Annotated in this window: 21 protein-coding genes; 16 read left to right on the top strand and 5 right to left on the bottom strand. The window is 40.9% G+C overall.

Annotated elements, in window-relative coordinates; translation table 11 throughout:
* Positions 1–112 precede the first annotated feature (112 nt).
* The 5 genes from ACFS5O_RS02675 to ACFS5O_RS02655 all read left to right on the top strand — a co-directional run bounded on the left by ACFS5O_RS02675 (position 113) and on the right by ACFS5O_RS02655 (position 5956).
* Positions 113–1123, top strand: coding sequence for an ABC transporter ATP-binding protein (locus ACFS5O_RS02675; protein WP_066391134.1), 1011 nt, complete (start codon positions 113–115; stop codon positions 1121–1123).
* A complete protein-coding gene (locus ACFS5O_RS02670) occupies positions 1098–2072 on the top strand; it encodes an ABC transporter ATP-binding protein (protein WP_066391135.1) in 975 nt (324 codons plus the stop codon). Before ACFS5O_RS02675 ends, ACFS5O_RS02670 begins: the two co-directional genes overlap by 26 nt.
* Positions 2073–2130: 58 nt before the next feature.
* Positions 2131–3732, top strand: a complete 1602-nt coding sequence (locus ACFS5O_RS02665; RefSeq protein WP_205724126.1) for an ABC transporter substrate-binding protein — start codon at positions 2131–2133, stop codon at positions 3730–3732.
* Positions 3733–4019: 287 nt separating this feature from the next.
* On the top strand, positions 4020–5024 hold the full coding sequence (locus ACFS5O_RS02660; protein ID WP_205724125.1) for an ABC transporter permease: 1005 nt from the start codon (positions 4020–4022) through the stop codon (positions 5022–5024).
* Between the two features lie 11 nt (positions 5025–5035).
* The gene (locus ACFS5O_RS02655) at positions 5036–5956 is read left to right on the top strand and encodes an ABC transporter permease (protein ID WP_066391140.1); all 921 of its coding nucleotides are present in this window, start codon (positions 5036–5038) and stop codon (positions 5954–5956) included.
* 47 nt (positions 5957–6003) lie between these two features.
* On the opposite strand, the gene ACFS5O_RS02650 is transcribed toward ACFS5O_RS02655, so the two are convergent.
* The 3 genes from ACFS5O_RS02650 to ACFS5O_RS02640 all read right to left on the bottom strand — a co-directional run bounded on the left by ACFS5O_RS02650 (position 6004) and on the right by ACFS5O_RS02640 (position 9861).
* Positions 6004–6834, bottom strand: a complete 831-nt coding sequence (locus ACFS5O_RS02650) for a nuclease-related domain-containing protein (RefSeq protein ID WP_205724131.1) — start codon at positions 6832–6834, stop codon at positions 6004–6006.
* Positions 6835–7289: 455 nt separating this feature from the next.
* Positions 7290–8360 (bottom strand): FUSC family protein, encoded by a 1071-nt coding sequence (locus tag ACFS5O_RS02645; protein ID WP_205724130.1) that lies wholly within the window; start codon positions 8358–8360, stop codon positions 7290–7292.
* Between the two features lie 214 nt (positions 8361–8574).
* Positions 8575–9861 (bottom strand): glutamate-1-semialdehyde 2,1-aminomutase, encoded by a 1287-nt coding sequence (locus ACFS5O_RS02640; RefSeq protein ID WP_205724124.1) that lies wholly within the window; start codon positions 9859–9861, stop codon positions 8575–8577.
* Positions 9862–10313: 452 nt separating this feature from the next.
* Between ACFS5O_RS02640 and ACFS5O_RS02635 the strand changes: the two genes are divergently transcribed.
* The 6 genes from ACFS5O_RS02635 (at position 10314) to bcp (ending at position 14696) form a co-directional block, all read left to right on the top strand.
* Positions 10314–11330, top strand: a complete 1017-nt coding sequence (locus ACFS5O_RS02635) for an ABC transporter ATP-binding protein (RefSeq protein ID WP_205724123.1) — start codon at positions 10314–10316, stop codon at positions 11328–11330.
* Positions 11323–12114 carry an ABC transporter permease gene (locus ACFS5O_RS02630; protein ID WP_205724122.1) on the top strand — a complete coding sequence of 264 codons (792 nt, stop codon included), beginning with the start codon at positions 11323–11325 and terminating at the stop codon, positions 12112–12114. The genes ACFS5O_RS02635 and ACFS5O_RS02630 overlap by 8 nt, the downstream gene beginning before the upstream one ends.
* A 6-nt stretch (positions 12115–12120) precedes the next feature.
* Entirely contained in the window at positions 12121–12906 is a 786-nt protein-coding gene (locus ACFS5O_RS02625; RefSeq protein ID WP_066391146.1) for an ABC transporter permease, read from the top strand.
* Between the two features lie 191 nt (positions 12907–13097).
* Positions 13098–13643, top strand: a complete 546-nt coding sequence (locus ACFS5O_RS02620; RefSeq protein WP_205724121.1) for an NADPH-dependent FMN reductase — start codon at positions 13098–13100, stop codon at positions 13641–13643.
* 101 nt (positions 13644–13744) lie between these two features.
* The gene (locus ACFS5O_RS02615) at positions 13745–14161 is read left to right on the top strand and encodes an ion channel (RefSeq protein WP_205724120.1); all 417 of its coding nucleotides are present in this window, start codon (positions 13745–13747) and stop codon (positions 14159–14161) included.
* A gap of 64 nt (positions 14162–14225) precedes the next feature.
* Positions 14226–14696, top strand: a complete 471-nt coding sequence (bcp, locus tag ACFS5O_RS02610) for a thioredoxin-dependent thiol peroxidase (RefSeq protein WP_205724119.1) — start codon at positions 14226–14228, stop codon at positions 14694–14696.
* A 27-nt stretch (positions 14697–14723) separates the two neighbouring features.
* On the opposite strand, the gene ACFS5O_RS02605 is transcribed toward bcp, so the two are convergent.
* On the bottom strand, positions 14724–14903 hold the full coding sequence (locus ACFS5O_RS02605) for an H-type small acid-soluble spore protein (RefSeq protein ID WP_205724118.1): 180 nt from the start codon (positions 14901–14903) through the stop codon (positions 14724–14726).
* 145 nt (positions 14904–15048) lie between these two features.
* Here ACFS5O_RS02605 and ACFS5O_RS02600 point away from each other — a divergent pair, with 145 nt between their 5' ends.
* The 4 genes from ACFS5O_RS02600 (at position 15049) to perR (ending at position 18495) form a co-directional block, all read left to right on the top strand.
* The gene (locus ACFS5O_RS02600; protein ID WP_205724117.1) at positions 15049–16158 is read left to right on the top strand and encodes an aminopeptidase; all 1110 of its coding nucleotides are present in this window, start codon (positions 15049–15051) and stop codon (positions 16156–16158) included.
* Positions 16159–16455: 297 nt separating this feature from the next.
* The gene (locus ACFS5O_RS02595; RefSeq protein WP_205724116.1) at positions 16456–17406 is read left to right on the top strand and encodes a D-2-hydroxyacid dehydrogenase; all 951 of its coding nucleotides are present in this window, start codon (positions 16456–16458) and stop codon (positions 17404–17406) included.
* 1 nt (position 17407) lies between these two features.
* Positions 17408–17956, top strand: a complete 549-nt coding sequence (locus tag ACFS5O_RS02590; protein ID WP_205724115.1) for a cob(I)yrinic acid a,c-diamide adenosyltransferase — start codon at positions 17408–17410, stop codon at positions 17954–17956.
* 107 nt (positions 17957–18063) lie between these two features.
* On the top strand, positions 18064–18495 hold the full coding sequence (perR, locus tag ACFS5O_RS02585) for a peroxide-responsive transcriptional repressor PerR (protein WP_137792276.1): 432 nt from the start codon (positions 18064–18066) through the stop codon (positions 18493–18495).
* Positions 18496–18529: 34 nt separating this feature from the next.
* Here perR and ACFS5O_RS02580 read toward each other — a convergent pair whose 3' ends face one another.
* Positions 18530–18895 (bottom strand): YgzB family protein, encoded by a 366-nt coding sequence (locus tag ACFS5O_RS02580; protein ID WP_066286256.1) that lies wholly within the window; start codon positions 18893–18895, stop codon positions 18530–18532.
* Positions 18896–19013: 118 nt separating this feature from the next.
* Between ACFS5O_RS02580 and ACFS5O_RS02575 the strand changes: the two genes are divergently transcribed.
* Entirely contained in the window at positions 19014–19880 is an 867-nt protein-coding gene (locus tag ACFS5O_RS02575) for a nucleotidyltransferase-like protein (RefSeq protein WP_205724114.1), read from the top strand.
* The last annotated feature ends 297 nt before the right edge of the window (positions 19881–20177 follow it).

Genomic DNA, 20177 nt, shown 5'->3' with positions numbered 1-20177 from the left:
TCGATTATTCTGAAAATTAAATATTGTCAAATTGTCAGAGTAGTGTCATAATTCTCAACAGAGAAGTAATATTCTAGGAATTTTGGCAGCTTAGAGAAAGGAGTGAGATCTCATGGGAAATCCAGTTCTAGAAGTGAAGAACTTAAGAACTTCTTTCCTTACAGAAGATGGCGCAATCCCTGCAGTTGACGGTGTTGATTTCCACGTGAATCCTGGCGAAGTGCTCGGGATCGTAGGAGAATCAGGTTGCGGTAAAAGTGTGACGTCCCTATCCGTAATGGGACTAGTGCCTACACCGCCTGGGAAAATTGAAGGAGAGATTCTCTTTAAAGGTGAAAATCTTGCTTCAGCACCAGAAAGAAGGATGCGGCAAATTAGAGGCAATGAAATCGGGATGATATTTCAAGAGCCGATGACAAGCTTGAATCCGGTTATCACGATCGGTGAACAGCTTATTGAATCACTGCGCATACATAGAAAATGGTCCAAAAAAGAAGCGATGGGTAAAGCCATCGAGATGCTTAAGCTAGTGGGACTTCCACGAGCAGAAGAGCTTGTAAAAGAATATCCTCATCAATTATCAGGAGGTATGCGTCAGCGTGTCATGATCGCCATGGCCATGATCTGCGACCCTAAACTTTTGATAGCGGACGAGCCTACTACCGCTTTGGATGTTACGATTCAAGCCCAAATCTTAGACTTAATGAAACGATTAAACAAAGAAACAGACACCGCCATCATGATGATTACACATGATCTAGGTGTCGTGGCAGAGATGTGTGAACGCGTCGTTGTTATGTACGCTGGAAAAGTGGTCGAAGAAGGGGAAGTGAAGACCATCTTCCAAAATCCGAAGCACCCTTATACGGTTGGTTTGATCAAATCCGTACCAGACATGAGGGAGAAGGTTGGCCGTCTATATTCTATTCCAGGAAACGTACCAAAACCCGGTTCGATCACTACTGGTTGTTCCTTCGCACCGCGTTGTGAGCATGCAGGAACAAGGTGTATATCCGAAACTCCTCATCTTAAAACTCAAGAAGGCAGTCATCAAGTCAGATGCTGGCTTTACGAGGACGGGAAAGGAGTGAATCTACATGAATCAGACACAGCCATTAGTTAAAGTTGAAAATCTAAAGATGCATTTTCCGATTAAAGGCGGAATATTAAGCAAGACCGTTGGCGAAGTAAAGGCAGTAGACGGAATCTCTTTTTACATAAAAAAAGGAGAAACACTCGGCCTCGTAGGAGAGAGCGGGTGCGGTAAGTCCACGACAGGACGAATGCTCCTTAGACTTTTAGAACCTACTGAAGGAAAGATCTACTTTGAAGGCGAGGATATAACGAAACTATCTTCGAGTGAGATGAGAAAGAAACGCCGCGAGATGCAGATGGTGTTTCAAGATCCCTTTGCTTCACTCAACCCGCGTCATACGGTTGAGAAGATTTTAGAAGAGCCATTAATCGTTCATGGTGTAAAAGATAAAGCAGAACGAAAAAGAAGAGTTAAGGAACTACTTGAAGTCGTAGGACTCTCAAGTTGGCATGCGAAGCGATATCCTCATCAATTTTCAGGAGGACAAAGACAGCGGATCGGAATCGCACGAGCACTTGCCGTGAATCCGAAGCTTATTATCGCGGACGAGCCTGTTTCTGCACTCGATGTTTCCATTCAATCTCAAGTATTGAACCTTTTACAAGATCTTCAAAAAGAGTTTGACCTAACGTATTTGTTTATCGCGCATGATCTTGGTGTAGTCCGCCATATCAGTGACCGAGTGGGAGTTATGTATTTGGGTCATATCGTAGAGCTTGCGGATAGTGAGAAGCTTTATGATGATCCGAAACATCCATATACACAAGCTCTTTTATCAGCCGTTCCAATTCCAGATGTGGAGCACCGGAAAGACCGTGTCATCCTGCAAGGAGATGTACCGAGTCCTTCAAATCCTCCTGCTGGTTGTCCATTCCACACACGTTGCCCTGCAGCGATGGATCATTGCGGAACCGTAAAGCCTGTTTTAAAAGAAGTTGCTGAAGGCCACTACGCTGCCTGCCATCTTTACGAATAACGGCAGACACGTACATATAAACAAAGGCACAACTAAAATGAGAACTGGGGGAAAAAAGATGAAGAAAAGTTTATTAACTTTATTTGCTTTAATGCTTGCTTTATCTCTAGCGTTGGCAGGGTGTTCATCAGGTGGGGATAGCAGCAAAGGTGGAGACGACGGCAAAGTCGATCCGAACAATGTCATGATCTACGGTCGTGGCGGTGACTCTGTTGCACTTGATCCAGCTGTTGTTACTGACGGTGAATCTTTCATCGTAACGGAGCAAATCTATGAGCCACTAGTAAACTACGGAAAAGATAATACAGATATCGTTCCAGGTCTTGCAAAGAAATGGGAAATTTCTGAAGATGGCTTGACGTATACATTCGAGCTTGAAGAAGGTGTTAAGTTCCACGATGGCGAGAAGTTCAACGCTGATGCCGTTGTTAAGAACTTTGATCGTTGGGCACAAAGTAAAGATGGCGAGAAATTCGCATACTACGGATCTATGTTTGGTGGATTTGAAGGTGACGAAGGCCACGTCATTAAAGATGTTAAAGCAGAAGGCGACTACACAGTAGTTATTACGTTGAACAAGCCACAAGCTCCATTCTTAAAGAACGTAGCGATGAGCCCGTTCGCAATCGCGAGCCCTAAATCATTAGACGGCGACAAGCTAAGCAAAGAGCCAGTTGGTACAGGTCCTTTCAAATTCAAGAGCTGGAAGCCAAACGATACGATCGTTCTTGAAAAGAATGCTGACTATTGGGTAAAAGATATGCCGAAACTTGATGGCGTAACGTTTAAAGTAATCAAAGACAACTCTTCTCGTCTAAACGCATTAACAAAAGGCGAAATCGACTTAATGGATGCTCTTAATCCATCTGATATGAAAAAAGTTTCAGATAACAGCAAGCTTCAATTGTTCGAACGTCCTTCCATGAACGTTGGTTACCTAGGATTTAACGTTGAAAAAGCTCCATTCGATAAAAAAGAAGTACGTCAGGCGATCAGCCACTTGATCGACAAACAAGCGATCATCGACAACTTCTATGAAGGAACAGCTGAACCGGCTAAAAACCCAATGCCTCCTTCAATCGCTGGGTACAACGATGAGATTCAAGATCGTGAATATGACGAAGCAAAAGCAAAAGAACTATTAAAGAGCGTTGGTATGGAAAAAGGATTTACAATGGATCTTTGGGCAATGCCTGTAGCACGTCCATACATGCCGAACGGTCAAAAAGTAGCTGAAGCGATTCAAGCGAAACTTGCAAAAGTGAATATTAAAGCGAACATCGTTACATTCGAGTGGGGTACTTACCTTGAGAAAGTTCAAAAAGGTGAAGCACCAATGTTCATGTTAGGTTGGACAGGTGACAATGGAGACGCGGATAACTTCCTTTATACGCTTCTTGACAAAGACACGATCGACTCTAACAACTACGCTCGTTATGCGAACGAAGACGTTCATAAGCTTTTAGTTGAAGCTCAAACAACAGCTGATGAAGCGAAACGTGAAGAGCTTTACAAAAAAGCGCAAGTTATCATCCATGAAGATGCTCCATGGGTACCACTTGTTCACTCTAAGCCACAATTAGCTGGAGCAAGCAAGATCAAAGGATTCGTTCCACATCCTACAGGTTCTCAATCTTTCGCGGACGTATCTTTCGAATAGTGTATGGCGGGGAGTATGGCCTAAAATAGCCTGCTCCTCTTTTTTTGGAAAATGATTCTCTAGAAGGTAGTCTTTCATTACCCCTTTGTTACGTTGATTGGAAAGTAAGGTGCGAGACTCCTGGGGGACCAGCGGGACAGGAGAGACTCTTAATAGCGCCTAGCGCTAAGAGGCTCACCGCACGCCCCCCGGAAAGCGAGCATCCTGGAGTGGAAAGCAACGCCTTTCAAGAATAACAACTCTTAACCTAACATACTTGTAATTCTTCTTAAGAAAGAGGTGACCCTATGTTTGCCTATACGATCAGAAGGTTAGCAACACTCGTTCCTGTACTTTTAGGGATGACATTTATCGTGTTCATGATGATTCGCGCTATCCCGGGTAATCCAGCACAATTAATCTTAGGGCAACAGGCCACAAAGGAAGCTGTAGCTGCATTAACTCAGCGACTTGGGTTAGACCAACCGTGGTATACGCAATTTATTGATTATTTGACGGGTCTTTTTACAGGGGACCTTGGTGTTTCATTAAAAACGAACGTTCCGATCGCAGAAGAGGTTTGGCCATATCTAGCTGCTACGATGGAACTCGCGTTTGTTGCAATGGTTATTGCGATTGTGATCGGAGTTAACGCAGGTATCATTTCCGCGTGGTTCCAAAACTCTTGGTTCGATTATACGGCTATGGTTCTTGCGCTCGTTGGTGTTTCTATGCCGATCTTCTGGCTTGGCCTTATGGAGCAATATGTATTTTCCATCCACCTTGATCTTTTGCCGACTACGGGTCGTGACAACATACGTGTCCCGGTAGATCCGATCACGCATCTGTATTTGATCGACACATTGATTCAAGGAAGAATGGATCAGTTTGCTGAGGTGGTAAAACATCTCATCTTGCCAGGAGTTGCACTTGCTACGATTCCGATGGCGATCATCGCGCGTATGACTCGCTCAAGCATGCTTGAAGTAATGCGCTCAGACTACATCCGAACGGCTCGTGCTAAGGGCATGAAAATGTTCTGGGTCGTTTACAAGCACTCATTGAAAAACGCTTTGATTCCAGTAGTAACCGTTATCGGTCTTCAGACGGGACTGCTATTGGGTGGTGCGATTCTGACTGAGACGATCTTTGGATGGCCAGGCATTGGTACATACATCTATGATGCGATCTCGTATCGTGATTATCCGGTTATCCAATCTGGTATCTTAGTGGTCGCAACGATTTTCGTATTAATCAATCTACTCGTTGATTTGCTGTACGCAGCAATTGACCCGAGAATTAAATTCAAGTAGGAGGGATTAGCATGTCAGAACTAACAAGATCAACACCTCCCGTAGTTCCGCAGCCACAGCATATGCCCGTGGAACCGGTGGAAGACAAAGTAATCTCTCCTTGGAAAGATGCTTGGAGAAGCTTCAAAAAGAACAAGATCGCTCTTGTCGGTTTATCGATTGTATCGTTATTTATCTTGATTGCGATATTTGCAGACCTGATCGCACCTTATAGCTACAGTGATGTTGAATTAAAGGACAAGCACATAGCTCCATCAGCTGAACACTGGTTCGGAACAGATGAATTTGGCCGTGATATCTTGAGCCGTGTCATCCACGGTGCTCGCATCTCCCTGTGGGTCGGTTTTTTCTCAGTGGCTGGATCGGTTATCGTAGGTTCTTTGCTGGGGATCATCGCAGGGTATTATGGAAGATGGATAGACGGCATCATATCTCGCATTTTTGATATTTTGCTGGCGTTTCCAAGTATCTTGCTTGCCATTGCGGTAGTATCTGTACTTGGACCATCACTAAAAAATGCGTTGATCGCAATCGCGATTATCAATATTCCAACGTTTGGTCGCTTGCTGCGCTCGAGAGTGCTTAGTGTAAAAGAAGAAGAATACATTACAGCAGCTCGTGCGATTGGAATGAGCGACTTCAGGATTCTGATCCACCACATCCTGCCGAACAGTCTTGCTCCAATCATCGTTCAAGGGACGCTAGCGATCGCAACGGCGATTATTGAAGCAGCTGCACTTGGATTCCTAGGAATGGGTGCACAGCCACCAACTCCAGAGTGGGGTAAGATGCTTGCAGATTCAAAGGACTTTATCATTCAAGCACCATGGACAGTATTGTTCCCAGGTTTAGCGATCATGCTGACGGTACTCGGATTCAACCTGATGGGTGACGGTCTGCGTGACGCATTAGATCCACGGATGAAGAGTTAGAGATTAATGGTAAGTAAGGAGGCTTGGCTTTGGCTAAGCTTCTTTTTTTATGTTGTTTTTTCTAGGAGGGGTTCTAGGTTGTATTTGCGGGATTTTCTATTCCCTGTAAAAGGAAGGTCTAATAACCGTAAAAGATTATATGCTTGTTTTTTGGAGGATAAGTTTAAATAATCACTACATTCACTTGTTGTGATGGTATGAGAAATTAATAGAGCATAATCTTGTAATGCCGTTATATGAGCCGTTTTAGATGAATATGAACAAGTAGAGCAATACCAATTTCCCCAATCATAATTCATTGAAGAATGATCACATTTTGAGCAGAATACACCTCGGATTAGCTCATGTTTATTTATTTTATATAAATTACAAACATCGGGATCGTAAGAAGAACTTACTTTGGAAAGTATTTTACTTAACTTCTTAATTTCTTTATGTGTATACAATATATTGGGATGCTTTCGAGATAGATACTCGTATTTTTGTTGTAGGCTCGAGCTTCTAATTACTTTTTCGGAAGCTTCTTGATAAGTTGGAGAAGCTTCAATAATTGATGAAGGGTTAGTAATGACTACAAGGGCTTCAATGGGAAGTGACGTGAATTTATATTGATTTAGTATTTTAAATAAATGTAACTTTTGGCGTTCAACTTGTTCTATAGGATTCGGGAACGCTTCTTTTTTACCTTCATAAGTCCGAATAAGTTGGGAAAACTGATCATCAAAGTATAGATGGCCGACTAAATACTTAATTTCAAGAATTGTAATGAAGCTAGGAGAGAGAATTACGGTGTCCATTTGAAAATAATAATCATCCTGAAGAATACGTATATTATGTAGGAAATAAACATCTTTAGGTAGATATCTTGATAAAAAAATTCAAGTGATAGTTCACCTTTATAACCAGCGGTGTGGCTTTTCAATTTATGTTGAAGTTCAAGCAACTTATGATGTGTTTGAGGCATACGTTTAATTAATTTTGATAATTTCGTTATATAAATAGGAATCTTTCTATGTTTATTAATAAATACTCCTCCAAAATCACATTTTTTGTGTGTGCATTTTCATTTTGAATCTTTTATATGCAGTAATCAAAAGCTAAGATTACTATTTTGAGTATGGAAATTTACTAATTTGAAATATTTAATACTTAATTTAGAAGAAAACAACTATAATTTGAATAATTAAATACCTAATTTGACCAAATCTAAGCATATATTGACGAGATTACAATTATAGACGTATTTCGACACGACACCTTAAGCAAAGTGTCCACACACAACAAAAAAACCAGCCCTCAAAGGACTGGTTTGGCTGGCTTCCAATACACAATATCAATCTTCAAGCCGCTGATCCAGCTGAACCTCGCTATCTTCCTGGTGGTAGTTCTTAAAGCTTTCTACCAGGGTGTTCAAGTGTTCCAATTGGTCTGCGTAATCTATGATCAGGGCGAAGACGGGGAACAGTTCGATCCAGTCTTCGTTCTCTGGGTTTTTGTAATAGCTCATGATACAGGTCATGAGTGCTTTTTTGTTGATGGCTTCATCCATATCGAGTGTATGCTGTGCGCGGATTTTGTCCGTGTACTTCAACAGCATCTGTTCGTGGAAGTTGGTCAAGCCATCCAGTTTTAATTGAATCAGTTCTTGAAGAGGTTCAGGCATGTTGTTCAACTCATTTTCATGACGGTGAAGGCTCTTCAACAGTTCAAGTGCTTTGTTTGTCGTTTGGATCATCTGGCGGTAAAGAACCAGTTTACGTGTTTTGGTATACTTGTTGCTTCTAAAATAGGTACGTTCTTCTTTATACAACAAATAATATTGATCCATCTTAAAGCGATTTTCTTTTAGATGGGTCAGATCTTCTTTTATGGCGCTATGTTCTGTAGCATGACGGGTAATCATGCGAATCCATTTTATAATTTCGTCTGTGTGATCGGATATTTTATAATACAGCTTCGTTTCGTATTTAGGCGGCATGAAAACAAGGTTTACTAAGAACGCTGATAATACGCCGAGCATGATCAATAAGAAACGATCGATCGCAAAACCGATAAAGTTCTCCGTATGGCTTTCCATGATTACGATTACGGTAACGATGGATAACGGTATCGTTTTCGCAATCTTCATTTTTAAGTTCGCTGCGATAACAAGTACAACAACGAATCCGATAACAAATGGGTTATTGCCTAATAAAATAACAAAAATAATAGCAAAAAGGGCACCAACCACGTTACCTTGAACTTGTTCTAAAATGGTTTGATATGATCTATAGATGGATGGTTGGATCGCAAATGTAGCGGCAATCGCGGCAAAAGCTGGCTGATCCAATTGAAACAACATCGCTAAGTAGATCGATAAAGAAATGGCTAAACCCGTTTTAATCATTCGGGCTCCTAGTTTCATAACTGCAATAATTCCTTTCTCATAAAAAATGTTAATAATCTCAAACACTATAAACTGTTTCGTCCTTTTAATCAAGTAAATATCTGTTAACAAATTGTGAAAAGTAACAGACCTATATACCTTATGAAAATCATATACCCTCTATTACAGGTTTTCCCTTAAATCAAAAAAAGAATCCGCACGATGACGGATTCTTTCTTATACTTATAAAACCTTATAGTGAGCTGAATGCTCTCCCGGCAGCTTCAATCGTAGCACGAACATCTTCTTCGGTATGTGCAGTAGTTAAGAACATCGCTTCATATTTTGATGGAGCGAGATTGATTCCTTCATGAAGCATATGTTTGAAGTATCTTCCGAAAATCTCACCATCTGTTGCTTCTGCTTGTACATAGTTCTCAATCTTTTCGTCTGAAAAGTAGAGCGTTAGAGCACCTTTCAAGCGATTGATCGTTACAGATACACCATGTTTCTCAGCTTGTTCAAGCAAACCTTTTTCAAGGATCGCACCCAAGCGGTCCATTTCTTCGTAAACGCCTTCTTGCTTTAGAACTTCTAAACAAGCAATTCCTGCTGAGATTGATGCTGGGTTTCCTGCCATCGTTCCTGCTTGATACGCGGGTCCAAGTGGTGCTACTTTTTCCATGATTTCTTTTTTACCACCGTAAGCCCCGATTGGCAGACCACCACCGATAATCTTTCCAAGGGCTGTCATGTCAGGTTTTACCCCTAAAAGATCTTGCGCACCGCCATACATAAAACGGAAAGCAGTAATGACTTCATCATAGATTACAAGTGCACCATGCTCATGAGTAATGTCGTTAACCGCTTGTAAAAAGCCTTCTTTCGGTTCAACGATCCCGAAGTTTCCAACGATCGGTTCTACTAAAACGGCAGCGATCTGATCTCCCCATTTATCCATCGCAGATCGATAAGCATCAACATCATTAAATGGAACGGTGATCACTTCTTGTGCGATAGATTTCGGAACACCAGCTGAGTCTGGGGTACCTAATGTAGATGGACCAGAGCCCGCTGCGACTAAGACTAAATCGGAATGACCATGATAGCAGCCAGCAAACTTGATGATCTTATCGCGCCCTGTGTAAGCACGAGCAACACGGATTGTTGTCATAACCGCTTCTGTTCCAGAGTTTACGAAACGAACTTTATCCATGGCAGGCATCGCTTCTTTTAACATCTTCGCGAATTTCACCTCAAGAGAAGTAGGCGTTCCATATAAAACACCGTTTTCTGCGGCTTTTACGATCGCCTTTGTGATATGAGGGTGAGCATGTCCGGTAATAATAGGACCATAAGCAGCTAGATAATCGATGTAACGATTGCCGTCTTCATCCCAAAAATATGCACCTTGTGCGCGTTCCATAAAAACGGGTGCACCGCCACCGACTGCTTTAAATGATCGGGATGGGCTGTTTACACCCCCAACAATATGTAGAAGCGCTTCATCATATAGAGCTTCAGATTTCGTGTGATTCATCTATAAATACCTCCTGTAAACGATATGTCAGTTAAGTTCAATTCATATTGTAGCATGAATAAGCGCGGGCGACAGGGATGGGAATCTATGACAGAGTAGTCTCAACTATTTGAGTTTATGAACGGGATTGGAGTAAACTATTCGAGTGCCTTGAGTTTCTTTATTAGGAAACTTTAAATTTTACGTTAGCAGAATTGAGGGCTTTCCAGTTTTTGTTCAAAGCTCTTTTCTAAAGATAAGTTACTTTTAGTTCTTTTCATTCTCTTCTTTGACAAGTTAATTGAAGTGCAAGGTGCGAGACTCCTGCGGGACGAGCGGTCAGGTGAGACCCTTAATGGCGCATAGCGGCAAGGGGCTCACCGGTCGCCCCGCGGAAAGCGAAGCAACCTGGAGCGGAAATTAACTACTATTTGAACAACATTTATCGCGAAAAAAATTACGGAGGCATTTCTATGCAGAACATTATAGATGTACAAGGTTTAAAAAAAGAATTTAAATCCTTCTCCAGCCGATCAGGTCTGAAGGGGGCGTTTCGTGATCTTTTCACACGAAACTATACGATCAAGACAGCAGTGGATGACATCTCTTTTACGATAAAAAAAGGAGAGATGGTCGGTTATATCGGAGAGAACGGTGCGGGTAAGTCGACTTCCATCAAAATGCTGACAGGGATCCTCACACCGACTGACGGAAAAATTGTCGTTAACGGTATGAATCCGCATAAAGAGCGGGAGAAGTTCGTAAAAACAATTGGCGTCGTCTTTGGCCAAAGATCACAGTTATGGTGGGACATTGCCGTTCAGGAATCGTTCAGACTGTTAAAGAAAATCTACAATGTGCCAGATCAGCAATATGAAGAACATATGAAAGACGTGATTGAGACGCTTGATATCGGGCCGTTGCTCGACAAGCCTGTCCGCAAGCTTTCACTTGGACAAAGAATGCGCTGTGAACTGGCTGCAGCCCTTATTCATAATCCGCCTTTATTGTTTCTGGACGAGCCGACGATCGGACTGGATGTGCTCGTAAAACTGAAGATTCGTGAGTTTCTAAAAAGAATCAACGAGAAATACGGTACGACGATTCTTTTAACAACGCATGACCTTTCTGATATTGAAGCCCTTTGTGAACGAGTGGTTATGCTCGATGAAGGTAAAATCATCTATGATGGACCGCTAAAAGAGCTTCGTGAAAATTGGGCAGAAGGAAAACAGATTCAGTTTCAGTTTAGTGAAGAAGCGACGTTGGAAGAGTTGCAGCATCTTACGCAAGAACATCTCGTGGTTTGGGAAAAAGGCGAGAGTGATCTTGTTTGGGTGGCATCTGTTGAAGCCGAAGAAACTGTCATCTCCGGAGTCATCGGTAAAGTGACAGCGGCTAAAAAGATTGCTGACTTGAAGATTCTTGAGATCTCAACAGAAGAGATCATCCGAAATATTTATGTTGAAGGTGCTGTTCGTCATGGGTAAGTATATTGAGATGATTCGCATCCGTTTTTTAATGATGCTCGCATACCGAACGAACTACTACAGTGGAATTCTTATCTATAGCATCAATATTGGAGCGTATTACTTTCTATGGAGTGCCATCTATGGTGGGAAAGAGAACATACAAGGTCTTTCTATCACCCAGATGACAACGTATATAGCTGTTGCTTGGATGGCGCGAGCCTTTTATTTTAACAACATCGACCGAGAGATTGCGATGGAGATTAAAGAAGGAAAAGTAGCTGTTGAGATGGTCCGTCCTTATCCGTATTTAAACATGAAGATGATGCAGGGACTCGGAGAAGGGATCTTCCGACTCTTATTCTTCTCTGTTCCAGGAATGATCATCGTTGCGCTCGTGTTTCCTATTGAATTGTCCACGAATGCAAGTACATGGTTGTTTTTCTTCCTATCGATAACGTTTAGTTTTATCATCAACACTCAGATCAATCTATTAGCTGGAATCGCAACTTTCTTCTTATTTAACAATGATGGCTTGATCCGTGCGAAACGAGTCGTGATCGATCTGTTTTCAGGACTTATCTTACCGCTCAGTTTCTATCCGATGTGGGCTCAGAACGTGATGAGCTATTTACCGTTTCAAGGGATCAGCTATATCCCAAGTATGATTTTTACCGAGGGGTTTAAAGGCTCACAAATTTATGAAGCCCTTCTTAACCAAGCGATCTGGTCGCTTCTCTTAATCATTCCTGTGTATGGTCTTTGGATTCTGGCGAAGCGACAGCTTGTGGTTCAAGGGGGTTAGAAGCAGATGGAGTATATTTCAATCTTTTTTCAATACGTTGGACAATATTTAAAAACAAGACTTACGTATCGTGCCGATATGATCGTCGAAATCTTTTCAGATCTATTATTTCAAGCAGTAAATTTAGTTTTTATCCTCGTCGTATTCGGCCATACAAACCTACTTGCAGGATGGAGTAAGGATGAGATGATCTTTATTTACGGATTCTTCTTAGTTCCATTTTCAATCTTTGCATCATTCTTTAACATTTGGGATTTTACAGATAGATACATTGTAAAAGGTGAGATGGACCGCATCTTAACAAGACCGGTTCACAGTCTTTTTCAAATTGTACTCGAACGAATGGAGCTCGAGTCGCTTTTTGGTGTAGTGACAGGATTAGTTGTCATGTTCTATGCAGGTGATAAGTTGGGTCTTGAGATCAGCTGGTACGATCCGTTTATCTTCATCTTGTTAGTAATAGGTGGAGCACTCGTCTATGCAGGGATTTTTATTGCTCTTGCAACGATCGGATTCTGGTCAGATTCCCGAACTGATATTATGCCGATGATGTACAATATCGGAAACTATGGAAGATATCCGGTTGATATTTATAACAAAGTGATCAAGTATGTGTTAACGTGGATCCTTCCGTTCGCGTTCGTCGGTGTATATCCATCTTCCTATTTTTTAAAAAGGGAAGAGTGGTATACGTATGCCTTCTTAACACCAGTAGTAGGACTCGTATTTTTCTTGATCGCTGTAACGTTATGGAATGTTGGGGTGACAAAGTATAGAGGCGCTGGTAACTAGTAAGTAAGAATGTTAAATGTCAATTTAGAAGTGGATTCCTAATAAGGGTTCCACTTCTTTTTTCGTATAATATGACCACCCTGACTTTAGACCTGTTTTTTATGAAGAAATTTCTTATGCTATATATAACGAATGTAATCTTGTAAAATATGAACCATACAAAATAATGCACCCAGAAATGAGGAATACATATGAAAATCATGGTGATCGCAGGAAGTCCGACAGCAGAATCAAGAACAAGAGGAATTGCGCAGTTCGCTGCTGAATCGTTGAAACAGATGAATGTGGAAGTATTATATTTTGATGTAGGAATGGATAAATTGCCTCTATTTACAGGAGATGCTACAACAGCTCAAAATGAAACGGTAAAAAAGCTTGCTGAATATGCAGAACAAGCGGATGGGTTCTTTGTAACGAGCCCAGAGTATCATAGCGGAATAAGCGGAGCGTTAAAAAATGCGCTTGATTTCTTAGGAGGAAAGCATTTTAAGAACAAACCATCAGCGATTGCTGTTGCTGCAGGCGGCGGTAAAGGCGGCATGAACGCATTGACTAACCTTCGTACCGTGCTTCGTGGCGTTTACAGCTTAGTACTGCCTGATCAATTTGTTGCAGATCCGGTTAATTTTGATGAAGGTAACGTACTCGTTGATGAATTGGCACAAACGCGCGTTCGTGAGTTAACAGTTCAGTTAAAAGAATTAACAGAAGCGATCTCAGTAAAACAAGCAAAGTAATAAACCCGAAAGACAGTCTGTATTTAGCAGACTGTCTTTTTTCATCATCAGGCTGTCCTATTCAACTCCTTTTTTTCATAAGATAAAGAGAGGTGGACAGAATGGAAAATGCCATATTAATAATCTTACTCATAACAACTGCTGTTCTCATTATCAGGAGCATATGGATGCTCTTTAAACATCCTGGAATTAAAGAACATCTCATGCCAGCGAGTCATCTGCTGATTTTGTTCATCGTGTACGGAACGATCATCTCAGGATTTGGACTCATTTATGCCCTTATCTCTTTAATGGGCTATCCCGTCATCAAACTAGAGCTGAATCAGAGTGACTTTTTCTCTTTTATAGAAGCTTGTATCTATTTTAGTAGTACGACGATTCTGTCCGTAGGTTATGGAGACATCGTACCTGTTGGAGCAGGAAGGTGGATAGCCGCTCTTCAAGCATTAATCGGGTACTTGCTCCCGATTGCTTTCGTACTATCTTCTGTTGTTCACCATAACAGAACAGCAAAATAGTTGTTGAAAAATAACGAAATAGGCTACCCTTGAAGAAGGAAAACTTTAAGGAGGTCTAAACTCTATGACGATAAAAACAGGAAGTAAAGCACCAGACTTTAAATTACCGGCAAGTAATGGAGAAGAAGTGGCATTAACAGATTTTAAAGGAAAAAATGTGGTCCTCTACTTTTATCCAAAAGACATGACGCCAGGCTGTACGACGCAAGCATGTGATTTTAGAGATCGTCACGAAGATTTTAAGAAACAGAATACCGTTATTCTAGGTGTTAGTCCTGACCCTCTAGCCCGACATGACAAATTCATCGAAAAACATGGTCTGCCGTTCATCCTTTTAGCTGATGAGGAGCACAAAGTAGCTGAGCTTTACGATGTGTGGAAACTGAAAAAGAATTTCGGAAAAGAATACATGGGAATCGAACGTTCGACGTTTATTATCGATGGAGAAGGAAACATCGCGAAAGAATATCGAAAAGTTAAAGTGAAGGATCATGTTGAAGAAGCATTGAAATTTATAGAAGAAAATCTGTCATAGAAAAAAGCCCTGAGAAATCGGGGCTTTTTAACTTTCCTGAAGTTCGTTAACCGGTATGTCCATTTCGTGATCCGGCTGTTCTCTTGTGTAAGCTCTAGCGGTTTGATTGTCTTCATCAACAGATTGTAGCCATACAGGGGTTCCGTTGTGAAGCACTAGGATCTCTTTTTCAGACTCAATGATTTGTTGAGCACGTGATACGTTCATGATTTCATTCACCTCCACGGAAAATAGTATGCAACAGAGACTGTTAGACTATGCTTTTGCTTCTTAATAAATAGGCATGATGGCTTATGCGTGATAAAATGAAATAGTGTGAATTTTATAACAGATAAATTCGGGGGTATACATAATGAGAGACGAACGCTTAACGACGCTGGCAAGAACATTGTTAACACATTCATTAAAGGTAGAAAAAGGGCAAAAAGTACTTATAACTTCATTCTTAGCTGGGAAACCACTCGTAAAAGAACTTGTTCAAGAAACATATAAACTAGGTGCTTTTCCTTACGTACAACTTGCAGACGAAGAGATTTCACGTGCTTTAATGATGGGGTCAACAAGAGAACATTCTGAGGCACAGTTGAAATGGGATCTGACACGTATTGAGGATATCGATGCGTATATTTCGATTCAATGTAGAAATAATGATGCAGAGTTCTCAGAAGTGCCAAGCGAGATCTTCCAGATGAAAGCGGAGATTAATAAGCCTGTTCAAAATATGATCATCAACGATCGCCAATGGGTATTATTAAACTACCCAACAACAGGTCTCGCGCAAATGGCAAAAATGAGCTTAGAAAAGTTCACTGATTTTGTGCTTGATGTGTGTAACGTCGATTATAAAGCGATGGCTGAAGCGCAAAAACCACTTCATGCCTTGATGGAAAGAACAGATAAAGTTCGCATCACAGCTCCAGGAACAGATTTAACGTTCTCGATCAAAGGAATTCCAGCGGTTATGTGTGCAGGTGAAAACAACATTCCTGACGGAGAAGTATTTACGGCACCTGTAAAAGACAGTGTGAATGGAACCATTACATATAACACGCCTTGTCCTTATCACGGTACAACGTTTAACAACGTAAAACTTACTTTCAAAGATGGAAAAATCGTGGAAGCCACTTCTGACAATACTGAAAAATTAAATGAGATCTTTAATACAGATGAAGGTGCTCGTTATATCGGAGAATTTGCAATCGGTGTAAACCCTCTGATCCAGCATCCGATGGGAGATATCTTATTTGATGAAAAGATAGGTGGCAGCATTCACTTCACACCTGGAAGAGCGTATCAAGATGCATACAACGGAAACGAATCAGGCATCCACTGGGATATGGTATTGATCCAGCGTCCAGAGTATGGCGGTGGGGAAATTTACTTTGACGATGTATTAATCAGAAAAGACGGTTTGTTCGTACTGCCAGAACTTCAAGGGCTGAATCCTGAGAACCTTAAGTAAGAACTGTTTTGGATAGCTTTGTTGCTCTTTGAGGGTTGATGATTTCCGTTACAGGTTGCTCGCTTTCCGGGGGGCGTGCGGTGAGCCTCCTAGTGCTCTGCACTATTAGGAGTCTCACCTGTCCCGCTGATCCCCCAGGAGTCTCGCACCTTTCACTCCAATCAATTTCCATGAAGATAAAGAACAAACAGACTCAAAGTAATTCCATTAGGAAACAACACAAACAAAACAGCAACAACTTAAAAAGCGGGGAGCACGTTCCCGCTTTTTCTATTACACGAAAAGAAGGTGTTTCTTATGATTCTTTCAAGCGCACGATTACGAGATGATATAAAAGACGGATTAAAGAACAAGTTCCCGAATGAAGATTTTCATTTTTATAACAATATGAAAGAAGCTAAGGCGTATCTTGATCAAGCAGAAATCTTAGTATCCTATGGAGAAGATCTTACTGATGAGTTGGTTGCTGAAGCAAAAGATCTAAAATGGATCATGGTCATTTCAGCTGGACTTGATAAAATGCCGTTTAAAGCTCTTAAGGAAAAGGATATTTTGATCACCAACGCAAGGGGCATCCACAAAACCCCTATGGCAGAATATACGATCTCTATGATGCTGCAAGTGTCACGTAAAGCAAATATACTTTTAGAAAATCAAAAACAGCATATCTGGGATCGGAAAGTTCCGATGACTGAGATTTCTGGAAAGACGCTTGGTATTTTAGGTACAGGAGCAATCGGATGCGAGATAGCAAGACTTTCGAAAGCTTTTAACATGAAAACCATCGGATTTAACAGAAGCGGGCATCCGGCTGAAAACTGTGATGTTATTGTGGATAAAGAAGGAATCTCTACGCTTTATGAAGAAAGTGATTTTATCGTCAATGTCCTCCCATCAACACCACAGACTTATCAATTCGTTGGTAAGAATGCCTTTTCTTTAATGAAATCAAACGCCGTATTCATTAATATCGGGAGAGGGAAAACAGTAGATGAAGAAGAGTTGATACAAGTATTACAGGACGTGAAGATTGGCCACGCCGTTCTAGATGTATTTGAAAAAGAGCCATTAAGAGAAGAAAGCCCATTATGGGATTTGCAGAACGTAACCGTTACGCCGCACCTTTCAGGGATTTCACCTCAATACCAAGAAAGAGCGATCGAAATTTTTTGTGATAATTTAACATCATACAGAAAAAATAAGCATAAAGAGATGATCAATATCATTCCATATGACCGGGGGTACTAATATGAAAATATATACAAAGACTGGAGATAAAGGAACAACATCCTTAATCTTTGGTGAACGCGTTTCTAAAAATGATGTGCGCGTAGACGCATATGGTACGTGCGATGAAGCAAATAGCATGATTGGATTTGGCGTAAGTTTACTCCCTAAAGAAGAATGGGCAGAGAACGCTGCGACGGTTATGCAAAAAGTCCAGACTGTTCTTTTTCATGTTGGAGCTGAACTAGCGACGCCAGCAGGGAAAGAAGTAGCTTGGAAATTAAAAGAAGAAGATATCTCATTTCTTGAAGAGACGATTGATGAATGGCAAGCAGAACTGAAACCTTTAAAGCAGTTCATACTTCCCGGAGGCTCTTCATCTGCAAGTGCACTCCATACGGCAAGAACAATTGCGAGGCGAGCAGAACGTATTGCTGTAGAGATTGAAGGTGTGAATCCTCTTGTGTTGTCTTATCTGAACAGACTATCTGATTTCCTTTTCGTTGCTGCACGTTACGTAAACCAACAAATGAACGTGAACGAACCAGTTCTACACGAAGATCATTCATAATAGAGCAGGTCTTACATACACTTCAATTGACAAAACCTGTAGAATAGCAGTAGACTAATTATAACGATTATAAAGTAAGAATTCTTAAAGAAATGGGGTGCATGACGATGTCAAGCGCTAAAATAAATGCGGCAATCGACAACTTAAAATCAGTGGGTGTACGCATTACACCTCAGCGTCATGCTATCTTAGAGCATCTTATCCAATCAATGTCCCATCCCACTGCTGATGAGATTTACAAAGCGCTGGAGGGAAAGTTTCCAAATATGAGTGTAGCAACTGTCTACAATAACCTTAGAGTATTTAAAGAAGCGGGTCTTGTAAAAGAACTCACTTATGGGGATTCATCAAGCCGATTTGATTGTGTGACGACAGATCATTATCATATCATCTGTGACTCATGCGGGAAGATCGTGGATTTTCATTATCCAGGTTTAGATGAAGTTGAGAGTCTTGCAGAATCTGTAACAGGCTTTGATGTAGGACGGCACCGTATGGAAATTTACGGAGTATGCCCGGATTGCAAAAGAAAACATTAAAAAAAAGCTGACTTTCCATTATGGTAAGTCAGCTTTATCTATTCTCTTTGCGCATTTGGCGTTTAGAGTTGTATTTTTCATCAAATTCTTCGCCCTCAAGACCTTTATCCATCGTAAGTGGTTGGTTACACGACATACATGCATCTACACGACCTAGTACTTTCGTTACTTTTCCACAGTTCGGGCAAACAACCTGCACAGCCTGAGTAGAGATCATACCGATCCAGAAGTAAACACCAGCACTGGCGATCGTTGCGATAAACCCAATCACCATAAAAATAGACATAACGACAAAACTTGTCTTGAAAAACAGGCCTGCATACATGATGATAATACCTATAAATACAAGGCTTAATGCGAACGTACGTATTTTATTAATTTTGCTCGTATACTTTATCATACCTGTCCCTCCTCCGTTCATTAGTATAACATATGAACTCTTAGGAAAAGAAAAAGGATTTCTTTATTTGGTGTTGAAAGTAACAAACAGGATTTTGTTAAAATGGGAGATGACCTTCATGGAAGATATTTTACGCCCGCTGTATCAAGAGAGAGCAAGCAACGAAAACACATTAGGTGTGCTTTTTGTTGAGAAAAATAAACCATTCAGCCCTGGCACGGATCACTTTGATTCGATACTTCTTATTATAGTAAAAGAATCCGATCAGCCTTTGATGATCAAACACTACGAGTCTGAGTCTACTTCAGCTGCGCTTCACATTGTGACAGAACAACTGCTTAACTCTTGGTTGATGCTTGGAACGAACAGAAGAGCGGTTGATTGGGTAATGAACGGTAAAGTTCTATTTAATCGTAATGAGTACATAACAAGATTAAGAGACCGACTTCACGAGTTTCCGGCTGAAGAGAGAACTCATAAGATTGGTCTTGAGTTTGCAAAACTACTTCGCCGTTATAACGATGGAAAAGAACTTTTTCACTCCGGCCATTATTTAGATGCATTCAATAACATCATGCACGCTCTTCATCACCTTGCGCGTTTATCTGTTATTGAGCATGGATACTATCCAGAAGTTACAGTTTGGAACCAGGTGAAGATGATTCAGCCTGAAATCTTTAAGTTGTATGAAGAGCTTGTAACAGGAGAAGAAACGATTGATAAAAGAATCGAACTTCTATTATTAGCATCAGAGTTCTCCCTTTCTTCTAAAACAAAACTAGGTGCGCATCATCTGTTAGGTATTATTAAACAAAAAGATGAGTGGGCTTATCATGAATTGATGGAGCACGAAGAGGTTCAAGACTATGCGATCGACCTTCCAATGATTCTTACGCACTTAAAAGACAAGGGTTATATTAAGGCAATCAAGCGGGAAACAAAGAGCAAAAACCTGTATCACCGTTACTACTCAATAAAAGAATAAAGTTTTTTCTAAAAAGGTGTTGACCTGTTTATCTATATCGTGCTATATTATTTCTTGTCGCTGCGACACACGGAAACATTGTTGCAGTCGGGAAACATGATAAAAAAACAGGTTGACATCTTGTTTTTAAGATGATATCCTAATAAAGTCGCCAAAACGAGCGACACACAAAACACACAGTTCTTTGAAAACTGAACAAAAGAAATAGGTAAGGAATTAAGAATTAATTCCGTCAGTTTTAAAACTAGAGCAAGACAAACACTTTTATGGAGAGTTTGATCCTGGCTCAGGATGAAC

It is taken from the genome of Fictibacillus nanhaiensis, assembly GCF_042686385.1.
Lineage (GTDB): Bacteria > Bacillota > Bacilli > Bacillales > Fictibacillaceae > Fictibacillus > Fictibacillus nanhaiensis.
Note: the sequence above shows the minus strand (reverse complement) of the source record. Positions and strands in the feature narration are given on the sequence as shown.

Excerpts from the sequence above, each read along its gene's own strand:
- ACFS5O_RS02600 (WP_205724117.1), top strand. The coding sequence starts at position 15,049 with ATGAGAGACGAACGCTTAACGACGCTGGCAAGAACATTGTTAACACAT.
- ACFS5O_RS02615 (WP_205724120.1), top strand. The coding sequence starts at position 13,745 with ATGGAAAATGCCATATTAATAATCTTACTCATAACAACTGCTGTTCTC.
- ACFS5O_RS02640 (WP_205724124.1), bottom strand. The coding sequence starts at position 9,861 with ATGAATCACACGAAATCTGAAGCTCTATATGATGAAGCGCTTCTACAT.
- bcp (WP_205724119.1), top strand. The coding sequence starts at position 14,226 with ATGACGATAAAAACAGGAAGTAAAGCACCAGACTTTAAATTACCGGCA.
- ACFS5O_RS02595 (WP_205724116.1), top strand. The coding sequence starts at position 16,456 with ATGATTCTTTCAAGCGCACGATTACGAGATGATATAAAAGACGGATTA.
- ACFS5O_RS02580 (WP_066286256.1), bottom strand. The coding sequence starts at position 18,895 with ATGATAAAGTATACGAGCAAAATTAATAAAATACGTACGTTCGCATTA.
- ACFS5O_RS02655 (WP_066391140.1), top strand. The coding sequence starts at position 5,036 with ATGTCAGAACTAACAAGATCAACACCTCCCGTAGTTCCGCAGCCACAG.
- ACFS5O_RS02670 (WP_066391135.1), top strand. The coding sequence starts at position 1,098 with ATGAATCAGACACAGCCATTAGTTAAAGTTGAAAATCTAAAGATGCAT.
- ACFS5O_RS02625 (WP_066391146.1), top strand. The coding sequence starts at position 12,121 with ATGGAGTATATTTCAATCTTTTTTCAATACGTTGGACAATATTTAAAA.
- ACFS5O_RS02620 (WP_205724121.1), top strand. The coding sequence starts at position 13,098 with ATGAAAATCATGGTGATCGCAGGAAGTCCGACAGCAGAATCAAGAACA.
- ACFS5O_RS02630 (WP_205724122.1), top strand. The coding sequence starts at position 11,323 with ATGGGTAAGTATATTGAGATGATTCGCATCCGTTTTTTAATGATGCTC.
- ACFS5O_RS02645 (WP_205724130.1), bottom strand. The coding sequence starts at position 8,360 with ATGAAACTAGGAGCCCGAATGATTAAAACGGGTTTAGCCATTTCTTTA.
- ACFS5O_RS02635 (WP_205724123.1), top strand. The coding sequence starts at position 10,314 with ATGCAGAACATTATAGATGTACAAGGTTTAAAAAAAGAATTTAAATCC.
- perR (WP_137792276.1), top strand. The coding sequence starts at position 18,064 with ATGTCAAGCGCTAAAATAAATGCGGCAATCGACAACTTAAAATCAGTG.
- ACFS5O_RS02590 (WP_205724115.1), top strand. The coding sequence starts at position 17,408 with ATGAAAATATATACAAAGACTGGAGATAAAGGAACAACATCCTTAATC.
- ACFS5O_RS02605 (WP_205724118.1), bottom strand. The coding sequence starts at position 14,903 with ATGAACGTATCACGTGCTCAACAAATCATTGAGTCTGAAAAAGAGATC.
- ACFS5O_RS02575 (WP_205724114.1), top strand. The coding sequence starts at position 19,014 with ATGGAAGATATTTTACGCCCGCTGTATCAAGAGAGAGCAAGCAACGAA.
- ACFS5O_RS02660 (WP_205724125.1), top strand. The coding sequence starts at position 4,020 with ATGTTTGCCTATACGATCAGAAGGTTAGCAACACTCGTTCCTGTACTT.
- ACFS5O_RS02675 (WP_066391134.1), top strand. The coding sequence starts at position 113 with ATGGGAAATCCAGTTCTAGAAGTGAAGAACTTAAGAACTTCTTTCCTT.
- ACFS5O_RS02665 (WP_205724126.1), top strand. The coding sequence starts at position 2,131 with ATGAAGAAAAGTTTATTAACTTTATTTGCTTTAATGCTTGCTTTATCT.